16 protein-coding genes are annotated in these 20047 nt (G+C 61.7%); 6 read left to right on the plus strand and 10 right to left on the minus strand.

Annotation, left to right across the window (positions count from 1 at the left end; genetic code table 11):
• The first annotated feature begins 219 nt into the window (after positions 1-219).
• The 3 genes from M0D64_RS24740 to M0D64_RS24750 all read left to right on the plus strand — a co-directional run bounded on the left by M0D64_RS24740 (position 220) and on the right by M0D64_RS24750 (position 4149).
• A complete protein-coding gene (locus M0D64_RS24740; protein WP_154559087.1) occupies positions 220-684 on the plus strand; it encodes a DUF2844 domain-containing protein in 465 nt (154 codons plus the stop codon).
• Positions 685-744: 60 nt separating this feature from the next.
• Positions 745-2016 (plus strand): DUF3443 domain-containing protein, encoded by a 1272-nt coding sequence (locus tag M0D64_RS24745; RefSeq protein ID WP_266259618.1) that lies wholly within the window; start codon positions 745-747, stop codon positions 2014-2016.
• 261 nt (positions 2017-2277) lie between these two features.
• Positions 2278-4149 (plus strand): glycosyl transferase family 1, encoded by a 1872-nt coding sequence (locus M0D64_RS24750; protein ID WP_266259619.1) that lies wholly within the window; start codon positions 2278-2280, stop codon positions 4147-4149.
• An 85-nt stretch (positions 4150-4234) separates the two neighbouring features.
• Here M0D64_RS24750 and M0D64_RS24755 read toward each other — a convergent pair whose 3' ends face one another.
• A complete protein-coding gene (locus M0D64_RS24755; protein WP_266259620.1) occupies positions 4235-4828 on the minus strand; it encodes a hypothetical protein in 594 nt (197 codons plus the stop codon).
• Positions 4829-4989: 161 nt separating this feature from the next.
• Here M0D64_RS24755 and M0D64_RS24760 point away from each other — a divergent pair, with 161 nt between their 5' ends.
• Positions 4990-5757, plus strand: a complete 768-nt coding sequence (locus M0D64_RS24760) for a cadmium resistance transporter (protein WP_266259621.1) — start codon at positions 4990-4992, stop codon at positions 5755-5757.
• Between the two features lie 212 nt (positions 5758-5969).
• On the opposite strand, the gene M0D64_RS24765 is transcribed toward M0D64_RS24760, so the two are convergent.
• Positions 5970-6299, minus strand: a complete 330-nt coding sequence (locus M0D64_RS24765) for a hypothetical protein (protein ID WP_154559083.1) — start codon at positions 6297-6299, stop codon at positions 5970-5972.
• Positions 6300-6564: 265 nt separating this feature from the next.
• On the opposite strand from M0D64_RS24765, the gene M0D64_RS24770 reads away from it, so the two are divergent.
• Both M0D64_RS24770 and leuA read left to right on the plus strand, forming a co-directional pair.
• Positions 6565-7443 carry a class I SAM-dependent methyltransferase gene (locus M0D64_RS24770; RefSeq protein ID WP_266259622.1) on the plus strand — a complete coding sequence of 293 codons (879 nt, stop codon included), beginning with the start codon at positions 6565-6567 and terminating at the stop codon, positions 7441-7443.
• Between the two features lie 324 nt (positions 7444-7767).
• Entirely contained in the window at positions 7768-9486 is a 1719-nt protein-coding gene (gene leuA / locus M0D64_RS24775; RefSeq protein ID WP_266259624.1) for a 2-isopropylmalate synthase, read from the plus strand.
• Between the two features lie 384 nt (positions 9487-9870).
• Here the strand turns inward: leuA and M0D64_RS24780 are convergent, their stop codons facing one another.
• The 8 genes from M0D64_RS24780 to M0D64_RS24815 all read right to left on the minus strand — a co-directional run bounded on the left by M0D64_RS24780 (position 9871) and on the right by M0D64_RS24815 (position 19829).
• Positions 9871-10644: an amino acid ABC transporter ATP-binding protein gene (locus M0D64_RS24780; protein ID WP_266259625.1), complete on the minus strand. Its 774-nt coding sequence runs from the start codon at positions 10642-10644 to the stop codon at positions 9871-9873.
• Positions 10644-11321 carry an amino acid ABC transporter permease gene (locus tag M0D64_RS24785; protein WP_154559079.1) on the minus strand — a complete coding sequence of 226 codons (678 nt, stop codon included), beginning with the start codon at positions 11319-11321 and terminating at the stop codon, positions 10644-10646. Before M0D64_RS24785 ends, M0D64_RS24780 begins: the two co-directional genes overlap by 1 nt.
• 22 nt (positions 11322-11343) lie before the next feature.
• On the minus strand, positions 11344-12126 hold the full coding sequence (locus tag M0D64_RS24790; RefSeq protein ID WP_054040529.1) for an amino acid ABC transporter substrate-binding protein: 783 nt from the start codon (positions 12124-12126) through the stop codon (positions 11344-11346).
• 354 nt (positions 12127-12480) lie between these two features.
• Positions 12481-13932, minus strand: coding sequence for a dihydropyrimidinase (gene hydA / locus M0D64_RS24795; protein WP_266259626.1), 1452 nt, complete (start codon positions 13930-13932; stop codon positions 12481-12483).
• Between the two features lie 73 nt (positions 13933-14005).
• The gene (locus tag M0D64_RS24800; protein ID WP_154559077.1) at positions 14006-15517 is read right to left on the minus strand and encodes an NCS1 family nucleobase:cation symporter-1; all 1512 of its coding nucleotides are present in this window, start codon (positions 15515-15517) and stop codon (positions 14006-14008) included.
• A 124-nt stretch (positions 15518-15641) separates the two neighbouring features.
• Positions 15642-16976: an NAD-dependent dihydropyrimidine dehydrogenase subunit PreA gene (gene preA, locus M0D64_RS24805; protein ID WP_266259627.1), complete on the minus strand. Its 1335-nt coding sequence runs from the start codon at positions 16974-16976 to the stop codon at positions 15642-15644.
• Between the two features lie 67 nt (positions 16977-17043).
• Complete coding sequence (locus M0D64_RS24810) at positions 17044-18393, minus strand: NAD(P)-dependent oxidoreductase (RefSeq protein WP_266259629.1); 1350 nt, start codon at positions 18391-18393, stop codon at positions 17044-17046.
• Between the two features lie 155 nt (positions 18394-18548).
• Positions 18549-19829, minus strand: coding sequence for a Zn-dependent hydrolase (locus M0D64_RS24815; RefSeq protein WP_266259630.1), 1281 nt, complete (start codon positions 19827-19829; stop codon positions 18549-18551).
• Positions 19830-20047: the final 218 nt, after the last annotated feature.

Below are 20047 nucleotides of genomic sequence, written 5' to 3' on the forward strand. Positions count from 1 at the left end.
TTTAACAGTTCACAACACTTCTCAAACGCCTGTAGGGCATGACCCAGCTTCTTGTCAGATCATTGTTTTAAAAGACACTTTCCATCCCCGCCACACGCTATTTTCGAGATTGGCTGAAGCGCCGCGAGCCCCTCATGACAACGATCAGGAAACCTGAGTGTTATCTTGAATTGGACATATCAATAAAACTTGAGCGCCCCAACTGCGAGACAGGTTGCCATGCCAAATGCCTCTTTCTTACCAGCCTTCGCCGTCCCGGCAATGGTGGCCGCCCTGCTGTGTGCCAGTGCCGACGCGCATGCCGAATTGGGCGGCACGATGCCCAGCCAGGCGAATTCGACGGCCGCGGCGGCCCAAACCCTGCTGAACGGCGCCTTACGCCTGCGCACGCTGACCGACGCAGGCAATACGACCCTCAACGAGTACGCGACGAATACCGGCCAGATCATCGCTTACACGTGGCAAGGCCCGACCATGCCGGATCTGCGCGCGCTGCTGGGAAAGTACGCCGACTCCTACAGGGCGGGCGCTGCCGCGTCGGCGCCAGACGGCAATCTGCACGCCTCGCGGGTTGTCAGGCCAGATGTGATCGTGGAATCGGGTGGTCCGATGCGCGGCTATGTCGGACGCGCGTGGCTGCCGGCGGCGCTGCCCGCCGGCGTCACCTCCGACGACCTCCGCTGACCTCCGCTGACGCGGGCAGGCCAGCAATAAACCGCCCAGAAAAACTACCGTCAACACGCCATGAAGACCTCTTCTCATCTCCGCGCCCTGTTCCTGACTTGCGCCGTGCTCGCTGGTTGCGGTGGCGGCGGTGGAAGCAGTACGCCGGCTGCCTCCACCCAGGCGGGCTCGACGAGCCCGGCCAGCAGTCCGAACGCCGCGAGCGCGCCGTCCGGACCCGCTGGCGCCAGCGTGACGAACTCCGTGCCGCAGTCGAGCACGCCGAATGTCCAGCCGATCACCGTTAGCGCTGCGCCTGGCCTGACGCGCAACATGCTGACCACTAGCGTCACCGTCTGCCAGCCCGGCACCAGCAACTGCGCGACGATCAACAATATTCAGGTCGACACCGGCTCGCAGGGCTTGCGGATTCTCGCCTCGGCGCTGCCGGCCGGCCTTCCGCTTGCTGCCGTGGCCTCAGGCAGCGGCGTCACGGGCGAGTGCGCGGTATTCGGCGGCGGCTATGCGTGGGGCGCGGTCCGCAGCGCGGACGTACACATGGCCGGCCAACTGGCCGCCTCAATTCCGATCCAGTTGATCGCTGACCCCACCCTGCCCAACGTGCCCACCGACTGTGCCGGCTCCGGACCCGCGATGCTGACCGTCGCGAGCCTGCGCGCCAACGGCATTCTCGGCGTCGGCCTGTTCTCGGCCGATTGCGGCAGTGGCTGCGTCAATTCGGCGCTGCCACGCTGGTATTACAACTGCGACGCCAGCGGCGCCTGCCTCGCGGGCACGCAAGCGCTCGCCCTGCAGGTGACCAATCCAGTCAGCCGCTTCGCCCTCGACAACAACGGTATGGTGATCGACCTGCCGGCAATCGCCGACGCGGGCGCGCCCAGCGTGTCAGGCTCCTTGATATTCGGCATCGGCACTCAGGCGAATAACACACTGGGCGGCGCAACCGTCTTCAGGACCAACACGCAGACGGGCTATGTGCGCACTACCAGCGCCGGCCAGACTTATGGGCAGAGCTACCTCGACAGTGGCTCGAACGGCCTGTTCTTCAACAATAGCCAATTACCCCGATGCGGTTATTGGTACTGCCCGAGTTCCACGCAAACAGCAAGCGCCTCGATCTCTGGCACGGATGGCGTGTCGAGCACGGTGTCGTTTTCGATCGGTAATTCGAGCGCACTGTTTGGCTCGTCGAACAACGCCTTCGACAACCTGGCCGGCATTGCCAGCAACAGCTTCGGCTGGGGCCTGCCCTTCTTCTTCGGCCGACGCGTCTACACGGCGATTGCATCGAGCGTGACGTCGGCCGGGCCAGGTCCGTATTACGCGTTCTGAGTGCTCGATGTCGGGGCCCGCCTTGCGCAGACAGCCGCGTTGGGCGGGTTCGATTGAGTGCCCGAGCAGACCTCGCGTATCGAGCGCCAAACTCCCGCCTCAAACAGAAAAATCCTACAGTCCGCTCGGATTTCTCCGCGCGGAAAATTCCCAAATTCTCATCCCCCGCTTATTTGATATGCCCTGACTGCAATAATCGTCGTTTCCGGCTAACGTGATCTCGATATCGTTAGCTCTGCATAATCTAATAATAGTGAAACGATGGAAGTCACCTTTTCGCTCGACGATTTCGAGCAACTCGTCTACACGCGGCAGCATACGCAAGCCTCGCTTCAGCTCATCGCGGCACTCGCACTCCTTCAACAAACGCGCGGCGAATTGAACGCGAGCTTCAAAGCCTCGGGCATGATCGACCTGTCTCCCAATGAGCAACGCCAGCGTTTCTGCACGCGTCTGACAAGCGCGGCGTCTACGTTGTTCGCCGACCCGGATTTCCGGCCGCCCACCGCGTGCCTCAGATTGTTTTTCACGCTGCATGAATGGATCGGCACGCTGTTCTCGGCCACGGCGTTTGGCAATGCGGACCATGTCATCCGTCATCTGAATCCTCGCGGCGCGGCGGACGCACAGTTTCTGCCGGGAGACAGCTTCATCGAGAAGCTATGCGTGCTCTATTCGACCGAGTCCGAACTGGAACTCGACTTCGCCGCGCTCTGGGCGTACGACAAAACCATCGCGGCCTGTCTCGCCCTCGCTTTGCTGGCACCAGTCTTCAAGGGCTCGCCAGGCGCGCATCTCAAACGCGAGGCGCTGCTGGAGTGGCTGCCCGGCAAGCTGCAGCTCATCGGCGATCTCGACGATCTGCCATCGGCCGTGCTGCACAACGCCTATATGTTCTGCAGCTATGCCGATACGCCGCGGCGGCACGCGATCAAGCAGGACATCAACGTGCTGGTGCGTCGCAAGCTGGAACAACTCGGCCTGACTGACTTGTCCGCATCGAAACCCAAGCGTGCCAGAGGCAAAACGCAGCGCGGCAAGAAGCCGCTGATGGTGGTGGTGCTGGAATGGTTCAGCGGCGCCCATTCGATCTACCGCACGCACTCGCGTACGCTCGAAGCCGCACGCGAACATTTCGAGGTGGTGGGCTTCGGCTTCGGCTACGCGCTCGACGACGTGGGGCGGGACGTCTTCGACCGCTTTATCGAACTGGAACAGCCCGACTACATCGGCGAGTGCCTGAAGACGATTCGCGACTTCGCCGAGGCCGAGCAGCCGGACGTGTTGTACATGCCGAGCGTCGGCATGTTCGTGCTAACGGTGTTCATGTCCAACCTACGCATCGCGCCGTTGCAGATCGCGGCGCTCGGCCATCCCGCTACCACGCATTCAGACAAGATCGACTACATCAGCGTCGAGGAAGATTATGTCGGCGACCCGGCCTGCTTCAGCGAACGCCTGATGAAGCTGCCGAAAGACGGTCAACCGTACCGCCCGTCCGTCGCGTTGCCGGACATCGTCGCGCAGATTCCGTCACAGCGCGAGGCGCTGCAGATCGTCATCACCGCCAGCGCGATGAAACTCAATCCCGGCTTTCTCGACGCGTGCCGCGAGATCGGCGCGCGTGCTGCGACACCCGTTGAGTTTCACTTCATGACCGGTGTGCCGTCGGGTCTGCCGTTCGACCGTCTGCGCGACGTCATCGCGCGCGCGGTGCCGGGCGCCATCGTGCACGACTTTCACGACTACGCCGCGTATCTGACGCGCGTCAACCAGGCCGACCTGTTCCTCAGTCCGTTTCCGTTCGGCAACACCAACGGTATCGTCGATGCATTGACGCTCGGCTTGCCAGGTGTATGCAAACGCGGGCCGGAAGTGTTCGAGCGGATCGACGGCGCGCTGTTCGAGCGCGTGGGCATGCCCTCGTGGACCACCACGGACAGCGTCGAGACGTATGTCGCTGCGGCCGTGCGCATGATCGACCAGCACGACGAGCGCGCGGCGCTGCGCCAACGCCTGATCGATACGCAGGCGGTGCAGCGCTGCTTCGAGGGGCGGCCGCAGGCCTTCGGCGAAAGCGTGCTGAAACTGATGCGCGAGGACAAAAGCCGCCTCGCGAATGGGGCGGCTTGAGGGTTAAGATTCGCGGTTTGCGGTTTGCGGTTTGCGGTTGAGCGGGCGCTAGTCAAAGCTGGCTGCGCCCGTTTCGAGCAAGGCTTTACTCGGCGACTTCGCTCGCAGCAGCAGGGGCCGGCGTGGCGAGCTTTGCCGGCGCCAACCAGCTAAATACGCTCAGCGCGGAGCCGTGGAATGTGCACTCGGCGGCCGCGGCCGTATTGATCTTCTTCGGCTTGGTCGATTTGAGCGAAGCTGCGTCGCCGCCGGAGGCAGCGAAGCTCGCCGAAGCGGCCATTGCACCTGAAGCCGCTCCAGCCGTCACGCCGGAAGCAGCCGCAGCGGCCGAAGCCGAGGAAGCCCCCTGCGCCACGGACGCCGCGGACGCCGCGCGCACGCCCGAGGCCGGCTGAGGCGCATTCGCCAGTTTCGCGGCGGAAGCCGCTGAGGCCGCCGAGGCGGCCGCAACCTCCGAGGCCGTCATCACATGCTCGATCGATCCTTCGACGACCACCCGCGAGCCGTCGATACCGGCGCCCGTATGAGCGATCTTCAGCGTATCCGGCGACGATGTTTCAGCCAGCTTGCTTCGCATCAACTGCTCGCATGCATCCGAGTTCTTGTAGACGGCCGTGCAGGCCGCCAGCAGCGCGGCAGCGGTCGTGACGCAGGCGATAGAGAGAATCCGAATCTTCATTGATGTTCCGTTTTGCAAGCCGTCGGCAATTGTAGCTTACGGGCTGGGGGATCGGCACCGCCGCCGCCCACGGGGACGGCACAGGGATAAGCACAGAGACAGTGACGCGACACCGCGCAAGGACGTGCCAAACCACACATCGCACAAGACAACGAGACAGCTTGACCGCGACGCTTCGTATCGGCATCGTGTTGACCGGCCGCCATGCCTGCGGCGCGCCGCAGCCTCTTCATCCGTACCCGCTTCATGGGCGCGGATCCGTTTTCCCACTGCGCATTGACCGGCTTTCCCGCATGTTCAGCCTTGCCCTAATCGCCGTCGCGGCTTACGCCGCCACCAATATCGACAACCTTTTCGTGCTGCTCGCCTTCCTTGCGGAAACGGGCGGCCAGCGTCGGCGCGTGATCGCCGGGCAGTTTGCCGGTTCGCTGACCTTGATCGCAGGCTCGATTCTGCTCGCCGCCCTGTTGACGCGATTACCTGCCGGCTATGTCGGTCTGCTCGGTATCTTGCCGATAGGCGTGGGGCTGAGCAAAGCATGGGCGCGCTTGCGCCCCGGCAACGCGGATCAGGTGCAAGAGGCGCGGGCCACGGCGTGCACGCGTTCACCAGCCGCGCCGGCTACGGCCGGCGCAGGCTCGTCATGGTGGACAGTCGCGTGCGTCGCGGTCGCCAACGGCTCCGACAATCTCGCGGTCTACGTGCCTTTGTACGCGAGTCATTCGCATAGTGAGGGCATGTTCATCTCGTTGGTGTTCGTCGCCATGATCGGTCTCTGGTGCGCAGGCGCCGTGTGGCTGGTGGCGCATCCGTTGCTGGGCGCGCCGATCCGGCGCTACGGTACCGCGTTGCTGCCGCTGATCCTGCTGGTAATTGGCGTCTCGGTGATCGTGCAGAACGATACCTTGCGGATCGTGTTCGGTATCTGAGGCGGACCTGCAGCCGGCGATCCAGTCGCCGGGCAGTGAGGTGGTCACGCCTGANTGAGCCTGAGCCTGAGCCTGAGCCTGAGCCTGAGCCTGAGCCTGAGCCTGAGCCTGAGCCTGAATCCGAGCCCAAAACAGAAACACTACGGTCCGCGCCGGGATGCGCTGCTGCCAGCGCGCGATGCAGCACGACCGACTGTCGCCCGCGCGAACGCTCAGTTCGACGGCATTTGCGGCTGCACGTAGGTGCGCACGCCGGCGAGCGGCGAACCGTAGCCACCTGATTGGGTGTTGTTCGGCAACCCATTGACCAGTTGCGCGCGCGGATCGGTCGGATTCAGATTCAACTCGCCCGCCTGCTGGTTGCCGTGCGTCGGATATTCGCTGCCGCGCGCCGCGTTCGGCATCACGCGCGTACTGTTTTGCGGCGCGTTGATATCGTCCTGAACGCTCAGGCCCTGTGCGCCAGCCTGCGCGGCGACGCCGCAAGCGACCGCGCACAGCAGAACCCCCGCTACCCTCGACGTCCCCGATGTTCGTTTCATACCGACCTCCGGCAAAGTGCAAAGTGAAATGAAAGGCGATCATGTCCGCGATTCCAGTCCAGGCGCCCCAGACGCTGATCACATCATTTATACGCGCTACCTCGTCTTTCGGATTCGGCAAAATCTGCCCGCCCACCGCAAAATGCCGAACTGGCGCGCCCCGTGCGCTGACCGAAGCCATGGGGACACGGGATCACAGCAAATACCGCAAGCGCATATCGTTATGCCGATTGGCGATTTCTTTCCAGGCGCATCGCGCCCGATAATGGCTACCATGAACACCCACCCCATCCCCCAAGCCCGCGCGCTGCGTTCCGCGCTCGTGGCACTGAGCGCGGCGCTGCTCATGGCCGCCTGCGCTGCTCCGACGGCATCGACCTCTTTCTCCGCGACTGATTCCGCCTCGCTCGATGCCGCCATTTCGGGGCCGCAGCGTAGCGACAAGAACCGGGCACGCGACGTCTACCGTCATCCGAAGGAAACGCTGCAGTTCTTCGGCGTGGCGTCGTCGCAAACCGTGCTGGAGATCGCGCCCGGTGGCGGCTGGTACACGGAGATACTCGCGCCCTATCTGCACGACCACGGCAAGCTGTACGAGGCGCAATACGACAGCCCGGACGCTGCGTCGTTGGCAGAAGAGCAGGCTGGCCGGGCGTCATTCGCGCGCAAGCTGTCGGCCACACCGGCTATTTACGGCAATGTCGTGGTCGGTACGCTGCGAGCAGGTCAGTTCAGCGGCTTTCCGGCCGACGGCAGCGTTGACCAGGTGCTGACCTTCCGCAATATCCACAACTGGATCAAGGACGGCCAGATCGACGCCAATCTGCGCGCCTTTTACACGGCACTCAAGCCGGGCGGCATCCTCGGGGTCGAGGAACATCGCGCGGCGCCGGGCACTTCACTGCAACAGACCATCGACAGCGGCTATGTCACCGAAGCCTATGTCATCGAACATGCGCGAGCGGCAGGTTTCGAATTGGCGGCCCAAAGCGTGGTGAACAACAACCCGCGCGACACGAAAAACTACCCACACGGTGTGTGGTCGCTGCCGCCCACGTATGAAGGCCACGACGTCGACCGGGCGAAGTACGCCGCGATCGGCGAATCGGATCGCATGACCTTGCGCTTCGTGAAACCCAGGTGACACGCATGACCGGCCTGGCTTTCAGCGCGCGCCGGTCGGGATAGGCGCTTCCGGCCGGCGTGCGCCTCACCGCACCGGCGCTTGACGCGATCCCAATAATATGTTCCTATTGCGCACCATGTACCGCGCCCAGACCATCCTATCGCTACTACTAGCCCGCTCTACCGGGCTAGGTCTGCTGCTGCGCGCTTCCATCTGATACACCCGAAGCACCGCTCAATTCCCCAGTAACTGACCCAGCCCCGGTTTCCGACCGGCGGCCATGCTTTGTCTTTTCGTCGTCCGGTCGACAACTCAGGTTGATCGATCCCAAGGATGATGAAAATGTTGAAGAACCCTGCTACCAAGTACCACTCGTTCAAGCCCATCAATTTGACCGACCGACAGTGGCCGTCGCGCGTCATCACGCGTGCGCCGATCTGGATGAGTACCGATCTGCGCGACGGCAACCAGGCGCTGTTCGAGCCGATGAACGCGCAACGCAAGATGCGCATGTTCAAGACGCTGGTGCAGATCGGCTTCAAGGAAATTGAAGTCGCATTCCCGTCTGCCTCGCAGACCGACTTCAATTTCGTGCGTGAGTTGATCGAAGGCGGCCATATCCCCGACGACGTCACCATCGAAGTGTTGACGCAAGCTCGCGACGACCTGATCGAACGCACTTTCGAATCCTTGCGTGGCGTGCCGCGCGCTATCGTCCACCTGTACAACGCCACCGCGCCGGAATTCCGCCGCATCGTGTTCGGCCTCGAAAAGAGCGGCGTGAAAGAACTCGCGCAAAACGCCGCGCGCACGATGAAGCGTCTCGCCGACGCCACGCCGGAAACGCACTTCACGCTGCAATACAGCCCGGAAGTGTTCAGCGGCACCGAGCTCGAATTCGCCAAGGAAGTATGCGACGCCGTGTTCGACATCTGGCAACCGACGCCCGAGCATAAGGCGATCGTCAACCTGCCCGCTACCGTCGAAATGGCTACGCCGAACGTCTACGCGGACCAGATCGAATGGATGCATCGCAATCTCGCGCGTCGCGATTCGTTGATCGTTTCCGTGCATCCGCATAACGATCGGGGCACGGCCGTGGCTGCCGCGGAACTGGCGGTGATGGCGGGAGCGGATCGTGTCGAAGGGTGTTTGTTCGGCAATGGCGAACGTACCGGCAATGTCGATCTGGTGACGCTCGCGTTGAATCTGTACACGCAGGGTGTCGATCCCGAGCTCGATTTTTCGAATATCAATGAAGTCGCACGGACTGCTGAGGAATGCACGCAGTTGCCGGTGCATCCGCGCCATCCGTATGTCGGCGATCTGGTGTTTACCGCGTTCTCCGGCTCCCATCAGGATGCGATCAAGAAGGGTTTTGCCGTGCAGAAACCGGACGCAGTCTGGGAAGTGCCTTATATGCCGATCGATCCTAGCGATCTTGGACGCACCTATGATTCGGTGATTCGGGTGAATAGCCAGTCAGGCAAGGGTGGAATTGCTTATTTGCTCGAGCAGGGTTATGGGGTTGTGTTGCCGCGGCGCTTGCAGGTTGATTTCAGCTCGGCCGTGCAGCGCTATACGGATGATAGCGGGCAGGAAGTGACGCCCTCGCAGATCTGGGAATTGTTTCAGCAGGAGTATGTGCATAGTGCTGAGCCGATTCGTTATGTTGGGCATAGTCTGTCGGAGCGTGGCGATCGGGAGCATATCAAGCTCACTGTCGATATTAATGGCTCGCGGCGCGTGTTGAGCGGTGAAGGGAATGGGCCGCTTGATGCGTTGATGCATGCTATTGGGGTGCCGGTGCGGATTCAGCACTATGAGGAGCGGGCTCTGACTCAAGGCGCTGATGCGCGGGCTGTTGCTGTCGCTGAAATGGCTGGGGCTGATGTGGCTGGGAGCGCGTTTGGGGTTGGGATTGATGCCAATCTGGTGACTGCTTCTATTCGGGCTGTTATTAGTGGGGTTAATCGGGCCTATGAACGCGCTAGTTCCGCTGCGCAGGAGCGGTTTTTTGAGGTCGCGCTTAGGGATGACGCGGAGCGTGTGGCGGTTTGAGGTTGGTGCCTTTCCTTGAATTGTAAGTGGTCTATTAGCGTTGCCCCTGTGCGGGGCGGCACCTACTTTTCTTTGCATGCCGCAAAGAAAAGTAGGCAAAAGAAAGCGGCTCAAACCGCTACTGCTAAGTGGGCACCGTGGTTTGCAACGGGTAGTGGTGCATCTGGAATCTGTGTTTGTGCCCGTGCATACGCTAGTGACAAGGGAGTCATACTTCCCGACTCGCACTGTGTGCTCGTCGGAAGAGTCTGCTAGAAAACCAGTGGTCAAGGTTTGGGACTGTTGTACATTTTTCTTGAGGGGCGCTTCGGCGCCCCTCTTTTTTCTCTACGCCGCTGGAGATCGATACACTGGCTTTTTGCTCCCGCCCTCCCCTCCCTCCGGTTAGCCCCGCTCTGTCCATGCGTCCGGCAAGCTGTGCGTCAGCGTCGATACGAAGCGCTCTGTTTCCGGTTGGCTCGGATTCATGAAAATGTCCCGTGATGGGCCCGCCTCGATCACTACGCCGTTGTTCAGAAATACCACGTCTCGCGCGATCGTCGCGGCTAGACGCAAATCGTGCGTCGCCATCAACATCGTCATGCCTTCCGTGGCGAGCTGCTTGAGTACGTCTACTACCTCCGCGGCCAGTCCGGGATCGAGGGCCGAGGTGGGTTCGTCGCACAACAATACTTCCGGCGATGGGGCTAACGCCCGCGCTATTGCCACGCGTTGCTGCTGGCCGCCGGAAAGTGTCGAGGGCCATGCGTCCGCTTTTTGTGCGATGCCGACTTTCTCCAGCAATTCGTCCGCACGTACGCGCGCTTTTTCCTTGTCCCACTTCAGGACGGTCAGCAGGCCCTCCATGACGTTCTGTCGTACCGTCAAGTGCGGAAACAACTGGAAGTTCTGGAATACCATGCCGGTGCGGCGGCGGATCGTCAGCACCTCCTCACGCGGCGGCTTGTGGTCGCGGCTGAATTCGAGGCGCTGGTCGCCAACTTGAAGTGATCCAGCTTCCGGGATTTCCAGCAGGTTCACGCAGCGAAGCAGCGTACTCTTGCCGCTGCCGGATGGGCCAATCAGCGCGGTGACGTTGCCCGAGGCGAGTTGTAGATCCACCGAGTTCAACACCCGATTGTCGCCGAAGTACTTGTCGATTTTTTCCAGTCGAATCATCAGTTGCCCGCATGGAAAAGTGCGTGACGGCCGAACTTGCGCTCGAGCCGGACTTGCGCCGACGACAATACCGAACTGAACACCAGATAAACCAGCGCCGCCTCGGTGTAGAGAATCAACGGTTCATAGGTCACGGACGCGATCCGCTGCGCTGCCTGAAATACCTCGGGTACCGTCAGCACCGCAGCAAGCGATGTGTCCTTCACCAACGCGATGAACGAATTCGACAGCGGCGGCAGCGCGACACGCGCCGCCTGCGGCAAGATCGCGCGACGCAGCGCCTGCTCACGCGTCATACCCATCGAGTACGCCGCTTCCCATTGGCCCTTCGGGATCGACTCGATCACGCCGCGTATCACTTCCGAGTTATACGCGCCGACATTCAGCGAAAAGCCAATGATCGCCGCCGTCAACGGATCGAGCACAATGCCCACGTTCGGTAGTCCGTAGAAAATCACGAACAGTTGCACCAGTAACGGCGAGCCGCGAAACAGCCATACGTAGAAACGTACGCACGCGATCGCCCACCGCGGCCCGAATAGCCGGACCAGCGCGACGATAAACGCGAGCACGATTCCGATCGCGAACGACGCGAGCGTGAGCGGCACGGTAAAGACGAGCCCCGCATACAGCAGGGGCCACAGCGACTGCGCCATCAGATGCAACCATGCCGGCATGATTCAGACTCGCAGATGACGCTTATTGGGAGACGTCTTTGCCGAAGTACTTCTGCGAAATCTTCGCGTAAGTGCCGTCTTTCTTGATGTCGGCGAGCGCCTTGTTGATGGCCGCCTGCAATTCCGGGCTGCCCTTGCGGATCAGCACCGCGGACTTGTCGCTGCTATCAGCCGACGTATCGAGCGCGGCGATCTTCACCTTCGCATCCGGCTTGTGCTTCTTGAAGTCGAGGAACGACAGCGAATCGTTGACGGTCGCATCGACGCGGCCCGAGGTCAGCAGGTCGACCGATTCGTTGAAGCCCTGCACGGGAATCACCTCGGCGCCGTGTGCAGCCGCGATCTTACCGAAGTTGCTGGTCAGCGTATTCGCCGACTTCTTGCCCTTCAGGTCGTCAAACGTCTTGATCGTAGTGTTGTCCGAACGCACGATCAGCGCCGCGTGCGAGGTGATGTACGGGTCCGAGAAATCGTATTTCGCTTTGCGTGCGTCGGTGACAGCGACTTCGTTGATCACCGAGTCGTAGCGGTTCACATCGAGACCGGCGATCAGGCCGTCCCATTTCCCTTCGACGAATTGCGGCTTGACGCCCAGGCGCTTTGCAATCTCGGTGCCGATCTCAACGTCGAAGCCGGTCAGCTTGCCGGACTCATCGTGGTACGTGAACGGTGCGTAGGTGCCTTCGGTGCCGATCTTGAACACGCCCGCGGACTTGATCTGCGCGAGCTCGTCAGCAGCGAAGGCCGGGCTCAGGGTCACCGCTTGCAGCAGCGCGATCAGCAGAATGGAACGAATCGACTTCATCTGGTGGCTCCGTAAAGTTTGCTACGTCAGTTGCATGGTTTTGTGTGCGGCATTCCGTCGGCGGTCAGACCCGGCAGAGTGGGCGGACTGTAGCAAACGGTTTGCGTTTTTACAAAGGATCAGGTTTCCGATCAATATGCGCTTGCGTGCTAAGCGGACAGCCAAGGTGGCTCATACAACGTCGAATTCGACTTTACAGCAGATATGGCAGACGCGGCATGCATCGCACCACGGAACACGTGCCGGGCGCCATCGGGGAAAACGCGGGAGGGGTATCGCCGCGGCGAACGCGCGGCGTTGAAAAATAGTCGGTACGGGCGGCATTGCGAGGCCGCCCGTCAGATTGCAAACGGCTTACCGCTCCACTGGATGCGGCTCCTTCCGCTTATTGGCCACCCGGATCGCGTCGAAGTAAGCCGGATTCGGCGGGCGCTTCAGATAACGCCCTGCGCCACGCACTGCCCGCAGTTCACCATCGGTCCATGCCAGCGCGCCGCGCGTGAGCGTGTGCATCGCCACGCCCTGCACCGCCATGCCTTCGAACACGTTGAAGTCGACCTTCTGGTGATGCGTCTTCACCGAAATCGTCTTGCTTGCCTGCGGATCCCACACGACCAGGTCGGCATCCGCGCCCACCTGGACCGCACCTTTACGCGGATACAGGTTGAAAATCTGCGCGGCGTTGGTTGAGGTAATGCGCACGAATTCGTTCGGCGTGAGACGCCCCGAATTCACGCCGTGATGCCAGAGCACCGCCATACGATCTTCCACGCCACCGCAGCCGTTCGGGATCTTCGTAAAGTCCTCGCGGCCCATGGCCTTCTGCGACGCACAGAACACGCAATGGTCAGTCGCGGTAGTGTGCAGTTGGCCCGCTTGCAAACCCCGCCACAATGCTTCGCGATGCTCCGCGGAACGGAACGGCGGGCTCATCACGTGCGCCGCCGCACGGGTCCAGTCGGGATCGCGATACACCGCTTCGTCGATCACCAGATGACCCGGCAACACTTCACCGAACACGCGAAGGCCTTCGCTACGGGCACGCGCGATCGCGTCGACCGCATCCTTCGCGGACACGTGGACGATATACACCGGCACACCTAGCACTTGTGCAATGCGGATCGCCCGATTGGCGGCCTCGCCCTCCACTTCAGGCGGTCGCGACAACGGATGCGCCTCAGGTCCCGTGAAGCCCTTGGCAAGCAACTGACGCTGCAACTGAAACACCAGCTCACCGTTTTCCGCATGCACGGTGGGCAACGCGCCGAGTTCGAGCGAGCGCGAGAAGCTGTTCACCAGCACTTCGTCGTCGGCCATGATCGCGTTCTTGTAGGCCATGAAGTGCTTGAAACTCGACACGCCGTGTTCGTGTACCAGCGTACCCATGTCGCGATAGACCGAATCGTCCCACCACGTCACCGCAACGTGAAAGCCATAATCCGCCGACGCTTTTTCGGCCCAGCCGCGCCATTCCTTGAAGGCCTCCATCAGCGATTGCTTCGGGCTCGGAATCACGAAGTCGATGATGCTGGTCGTGCCGCCGGATAAACCCGCGGCCGTGCCTGTATAGAAATCGTCGCTGGCCGTGGTGCCCATGAACGGCAATTCCATATGCGTATGCGGATCGATACCGCCGGGCATCACATACTGCCCGCCCGCATCGACGATCGTGGCGCCGGCCGGCGCCTCCAGGTCCGCTCCGATCTGCAGGATCGTGCCGCCGTCCTGCGGGTCCGCACACAACACGTCCGCACGATACGTGTTCTCCGCGTCGATAATCGTGCCGCCGCGAATCAGGGTCGTCATGGTGCCGCCTCCTTATGAACTGCTGGTTTTGGTGCTACGTACTTCATTTGCCTCGTGCGTGGCTTATGGACACTCAGGCACTCGCCACGCGCGCACTCGGTCCTTTGCTCAGCTTCATCCACGCGCTGTATACGATCGACGCCAACGCGAGTCCGACAAACCAGGCATACGTATAGAGCGTGTTGAAAATCGCCGGCACATTCGGGAACGACGCCGGAAACGCGGTGTGCAGGAAACCCGGCAAATTCGGCAGCACGCCGATCACGAGCGCCACCACCGCGCCGATATTCCAGCCGCCGGTGTAGCTGTACTCGCCATGCTCGTCGAACAGTTCGCGCGGGTCCAGCCGTGTGCCGCGAATGAGGAAGTAGTCGACCATCAGAATGCCCGCTACCGGACCGAGCAAAGCCGAGTATCCAACCAGCCACGTAAAGATATAACCCTGCGTGGTGGCAAGAATCTTCCACGGCATCATCACAATGGCGATGGTCGCGGTAATCATGCCACCGACGCGATACGAAATGCCCTTCGGCCACAGGCTCGAAAAATCATAAGCCGGCCCAACAAGATTAGCCGCCAGATTGCAGCACATCGTATCCAGCGTCAGGATGATCAACGCAAGGCCGACGCCGATGCCGGTCATGCGGCTCGTCAGGTCGATCGGGTCCCAGATCGCCTTGCCGTAGATCACCACGGTCGCCGACGTCACCACCACGGAGATCACCGAGAGCAAGGCCATCGGCACCGGCAAACCGATCGACTGGCCGATAATCTGGTCGCGCTGCGTTTTAGCAAAGCGTGTGAAGTCGGGGATGTTCAGCGCGAGCGTCGCCCAGAAGCCCACCATCGCCGTGAGGCCGGGCCAGAAAGTCGCCCAGAACATGCCCTCCTTCTTGCCGCCCGGCACGAACTGCGACGGCGCGGACAACATCGAGCCGAGACCGCCCGCCTTCGAGGTGGCCCACCACACCAGCGCGATACACATCACGATCTTGATCGGCGCGGACCAACTTTCGAGCCAACGAATCGAGTCGGTGCCGTGCACGATGAAATAGATCTGCAACGCCCAGAACACCAGGAAACACGCGAGCTGCGTGAGCGAGATGTCAAGGAAAGGCAAGGCCGCGCCGTGCAGCGCGTTGCCAGTCAGAATGTTCAGCAACGTGTAGATCGCGCTGCCGCCCAGCCATGTCTGAATGCCGTACCAGCCACACGCGACGATCGCCCGCAGCATCGCCGGCAATTTCGCACCCTGCGTGCCGAAGGAGGAACGCACCAGCACCGCATACGGAATGCCGTGCTTCGCGCCCGCATGCCCGATCAGCAGCATCGGCACCAGCACGATCAGATTGCCGAGCAACACGGTTGCCACCGCCTGCCACGGCGACATGCCCTCCTCCGTCAATCCGGCCGCGAGCATGTACGACGCGATGTTCATCACCATCCCCACCCACAGCGCGGCGAAGTGATACCACCGCCACGTGCGCTGTGCGACGCCGGTCGGCGCAAGGTCGTCGTTGTAAAGACTGCTGCCCTGCGCGCCGGCCGCAAACTGCGGATCGACGGGTTGCGCTGTCTGCTTCATCGAAAGATCTCCACTGATCGTTGAGGCCTGCGCAGCTTCTGATGGCGCGTCAGGCCTTGAGGGAAAATTACAGGTTCAGTACAAGCGCTTCGCTTCGTTTCCTTTCCTACTGGTAGCTCAGGTTTCAAGCTGCTTTTGCTGCGTGGGCATGGGCATGCTCGGCGGTTTCAACGGCGTCTGACTTGTCGCTTTCACCAGCATCCACCCGTGCAGGGTTGTTCGGATGCGTGGTCCAGTTCGCATACTCGCCGCTGTCCACGCGCTCCATCGTGATGCACTGCTCGACCGGGCACACATGCATGCACAGATTGCAGCCGACACATTCGGAGTCCATCACTTCAAAATGCCGGACGCCATCTTTTTCCTTCATGATCGCCTGGTGAGCGGTGTCTTCGCACGCGATATGGCAGAGGCCGCACTGGATGCACTTGTCCTGATCGATGCGCGCCTTGATGTCGTATTTGAGGTTCAGGTACTTCCAGTCGGTGACGTTCGGCACGGCGCGGCCGCGAATGTCGTCGAGCGTCGTATAGCCTTTTTCGTCCATCCAGTTTGAAAGACCATCCGCGAGATCGGAGACGATACGGAATCCATAGTGCATCGCCGCCGTGCAGACCTGCACGCTGCCTGCGCCGAGCACCATGAATTCGGCCGCATCGCGCCATGTCGAAATGCCGCCGATGCCGGAGATCGGCAGATTCGGCGTTTCCACGTCGCGCGCAATTTCGGCCACCATGTTCAGCGCAATCGGTTTGACCGCCGGACCGCAATAGCCGCCGTGCGTGCCTTTACCGTCGACCATCGGCAGCGGCGACATCGCGTCGAGATCCACCGCGACGATCGAGTTGATCGTGTTGATCAGCGACACGCCGTCCGCGCCGCCTTTGTAGGCAGCACGCGAACCGAGGCGGATGTCGCTGATATTCGGCGTGAGTTTGACGAGGCAGGGCAGCTTCGAGCCTTCCTTAACCCAGCGCGTGACCATCTCGATGTACTCGGGCACCTGACCGACCGCCGCACCCATGCCGCGCTCGCTCATGCCGTGCGGGCAGCCGAAATTCAATTCCACCGCGTCGGCGCCGGTGTCTTCGACGAGCGGCAAAATCCACTTCCAGTCGCGCTCGTTGCACGGCACCATCAGCGAGACGATCATCGCGCGGTCCGGCCAGTCGCGTTTGACCTGGGCGATTTCCTTGAGGTTGACGTCGAGCGGACGGTCAGTGATCAGTTCGATATTGTTCAGGCCCGCGATGCGCTGGCCGTTCCATTGCACCGCGCCATAGCGTGAGCTGACGTTCACTACATGCGGGTCGAGGCCCAGTGTCTTCCACACGACCCCGCCCCAGCCCGCTTCGAACGCGCGGTTCACGTTATAGGCTTTGTCGGTCGGCGGCGCGGAAGCGAGCCAGAAGGGATTCGGCGACGTAATGCCGGCAATCGTACAGCGCAGATCGGCCATGTTCGGCTCCTTGGGGACTGCTATTTTATCTTGGTGTGATGCGTGGCTTAAGCGGCTCTGTGCAGTCTCACGCGGCTTTGACTGCTGTGCGGGCGAACTGGGCGTCAATCGTGGCGGCGACGACCTTGCCGTCCTGCACCGCTTGTACCGTCAGATCGATCCCGCCAGTCGCCGCGCAATCGCCACCCGCCCATACGCCGGGTAACGAAGTTTGTCCGTTTGCATCGACCGCGATACGGCTGCCGTCCAGCGTCAACAGTTCGCGCTCGATACCGACCGGCACCAGCGTCTGCCCGATTGCCTTTAACACCATGTCGGCCTCGACCACGAAGCGCTCCTGACTGCCATCGCCTAGCGTGCGCTCGAATTCGACACCCGTCACCACGCCTCCTTCTCCGATCAAACGCATCGGCTTTGCATGCGTGACGAGCGTGACGCCGTTGGTTTGCGCGAAATCGCGCTCGGCCCACGTCGCGCTCATCGACTCGACGCCGCGCCGATACACCATCGTGACCGACGTCGCGCCGAGCTTGTGGCTTTGCACGGCGGCATCCACTGCCGTATTGCCGCCGCCGATCACGACGACTCGCCGGCCCACCGGCACCGTGCCGAAGTCGCTCGCCGCGCGCACCTGTTCGATGAAATCCACTGCGTTCATCACGCCGCCCAGGTCCTCGCCTTCCATCGCCAATGCGCGCACGCCCGTGAGACCGATCGCGAGGAAGACCGCATCGTGCTGCTTGCGCAGCGCGTCGAGCTCCACGTCACGTCCAAGCGCCACGCCGTGCTTGATCTCGATGCCGCCGATCGAGCACAGCCACGCCACTTCACGCTGCGCAAAATCGTCAACGGTTTTATAGGCAGCGATGCCGTATTCGTTCAGGCCACCCGCTTTCTCGTGGGCGTCGTAGATCGTCACGTTATGGCCTGCCAACGCAAGCCGATGCGCACACGCAAGTCCGGCCGGTCCCGCACCGACCACCGCGACGTGCCGACCCGTTTCAGCCGCACGTTTGAACAGCACTTCGCCGCGCGCCATCGCCCAATCGGTCGCATGACGTTGCAGCGCGCCGATCGCCACCGGCTTCGCATCCTGATGGTTGCGCACGCAAGCACCCTCGCAAAGAATCTCGGTCGGGCAAACGCGCGAGCACATACCGCCCAGCGGATTCGCAGACAGAATGTCGACGGCCGCGCCCTTCAGATTGCCGTTGCTGATCTTGCGAATGAAACTGGGAATGTCGATCTGTGTCGGACACGCGTTCACACACGGCGCGTCGTAACAGTAGTGACAGCGGCTCGCTGCTGCGGCCGCGGCACTCGCGTCGAGCAACGGTGCGATATCGGAGAACTCGCACGAGAGTTGATCGGCCGATAGGCGTTGAGCCGCAATATCGCCGGTTTGCTTGATGGCCATACACGTTCCTTCTTCGATGTGAGGACGTAGCCGGTCCCGCCGGCTGCGCTGAAGCGGAGCCGGGGCGGCATGTTTTATGGGCACTACGGTGAGGCTAGGGAATCAACTAAAACCCGCAACTAAAACCCGCAACTACAACCGCTACCGCTAAAGCGTTATGAAACCGGCTCGCACGCTCGTCCGAGCATGGCGTGCAGCAAAACGTTGGCGCCCGCTTCGATCCATTCGAAGGTCGCGTCCTCGATCTCGTTGTGACTGATCCCGTCGACGCACGGCACGAACACCATCGAAGTCGGCGCGACTTGCGACAGATAACAGGCGTCGTGTCCCGCGCCTGAAACCATGTTGCGATGCGGATAGCCGAAGCGTTCGGCCGCGGCGCGTACTGACTTCACGCAGGCGTCGTCGAAAGCGACCGGCGCGTAGTAAAAGATCTGCTCGAGTTCGGTTTCCAGACCGATGGTGCTGGTGATTTTCTCCACGCCCTCACGTAGCGCCACATCCATCTTTGCGAGCACCGCGTCGTCCGGATGACGGAAATCGACGGTGAAGAACACGCGGCCCGGAATCACATTGCGCGAGTTCGGATAGACCTGCATCATGCCGACCGTTGCGCAGCCGAACGGCGCGTTATCCAGCCCGATTCGATTGACCAGATCGACCACGCGTGCGGCGCCCAGCAATGCATCGCGACGGCGCGGCATCGGCGTCGGACCCGCATGCGCCTCCTGTCCCGTCAGCGTAATTTCGTACCAGCGCTGACCTTGCGCATCGGTCACCACGCCGATGGTTTTGTGCTCGGCTTCGAGAATCGGCCCCTGCTCGATATGCAATTCGAACGCGGCATGCAAGGGACGACCGCCGCAAGGAAGATCGCCCGCATAGCCGATACGTTTGAGCTCCTCGCCGATGGTCTTGCCATCCACGTCCTTGCGCGAGAGGCCGTAGTCCAGTGTGAAGACGCCGGCGAACACTCCTGAGGCAACCATGGCGGGCGCAAAGCGCGAGCCCTCCTCATTGGTCCAGATCACCACTTCAACCGGATGCTCGGTCTCGATGCCGTGATCGTTCAGACTGCGGATCACTTCGAGTCCGCCGAGCACACCGTAGATACCGTCGAAGCGGCCGCCGGTCGGCTGCGAGTCCGCATGCGAGCCGGTCATGACCGGCAACGCATCGGGGTTGCGCCCAGCGCGGCGCATGAATACATTGCCCATCTGATCGACACTGACCGTGCAACCCGCTTCCTTCGCCCAACTGACGATCAGGTCACGCCCCTGTTTGTCGAGGTCGGTCAGCGCCAATCGGCAGACGCCGCCTTTGGGCGTCGCGCCGATCTTCGCCATCGTCATCAGGCTGTCCCACAGCCGCTTGCCGTCGACCTTGATCGACGTAGCGGGTTCTGCGTGCTTCAGCGCTTCGGATACCGCGTTCATTCGTCTCGCTCCTTTCGGTGAATCGACATGAAACTGGTGCATCGGCGGCGGGTTTTGGGGCGTGTCCGCACGGCGGCGGTGCACACTCGATGCCTTTGATCGCCTCTTTTACAGAGGGCAAACCCTGGGGCATCTCCCGCTCTCTCAATCCTGTCCAGTTGGACAGGTTGTAGACGATTAAGCCCGCCAAATCAACACCTTTCGTACGGTAGGAAACA

It is taken from the genome of Paraburkholderia sp. WS6 (genome assembly GCF_030464835.1).
Lineage (GTDB): Bacteria > Pseudomonadota > Gammaproteobacteria > Burkholderiales > Burkholderiaceae > Paraburkholderia > Paraburkholderia madseniana.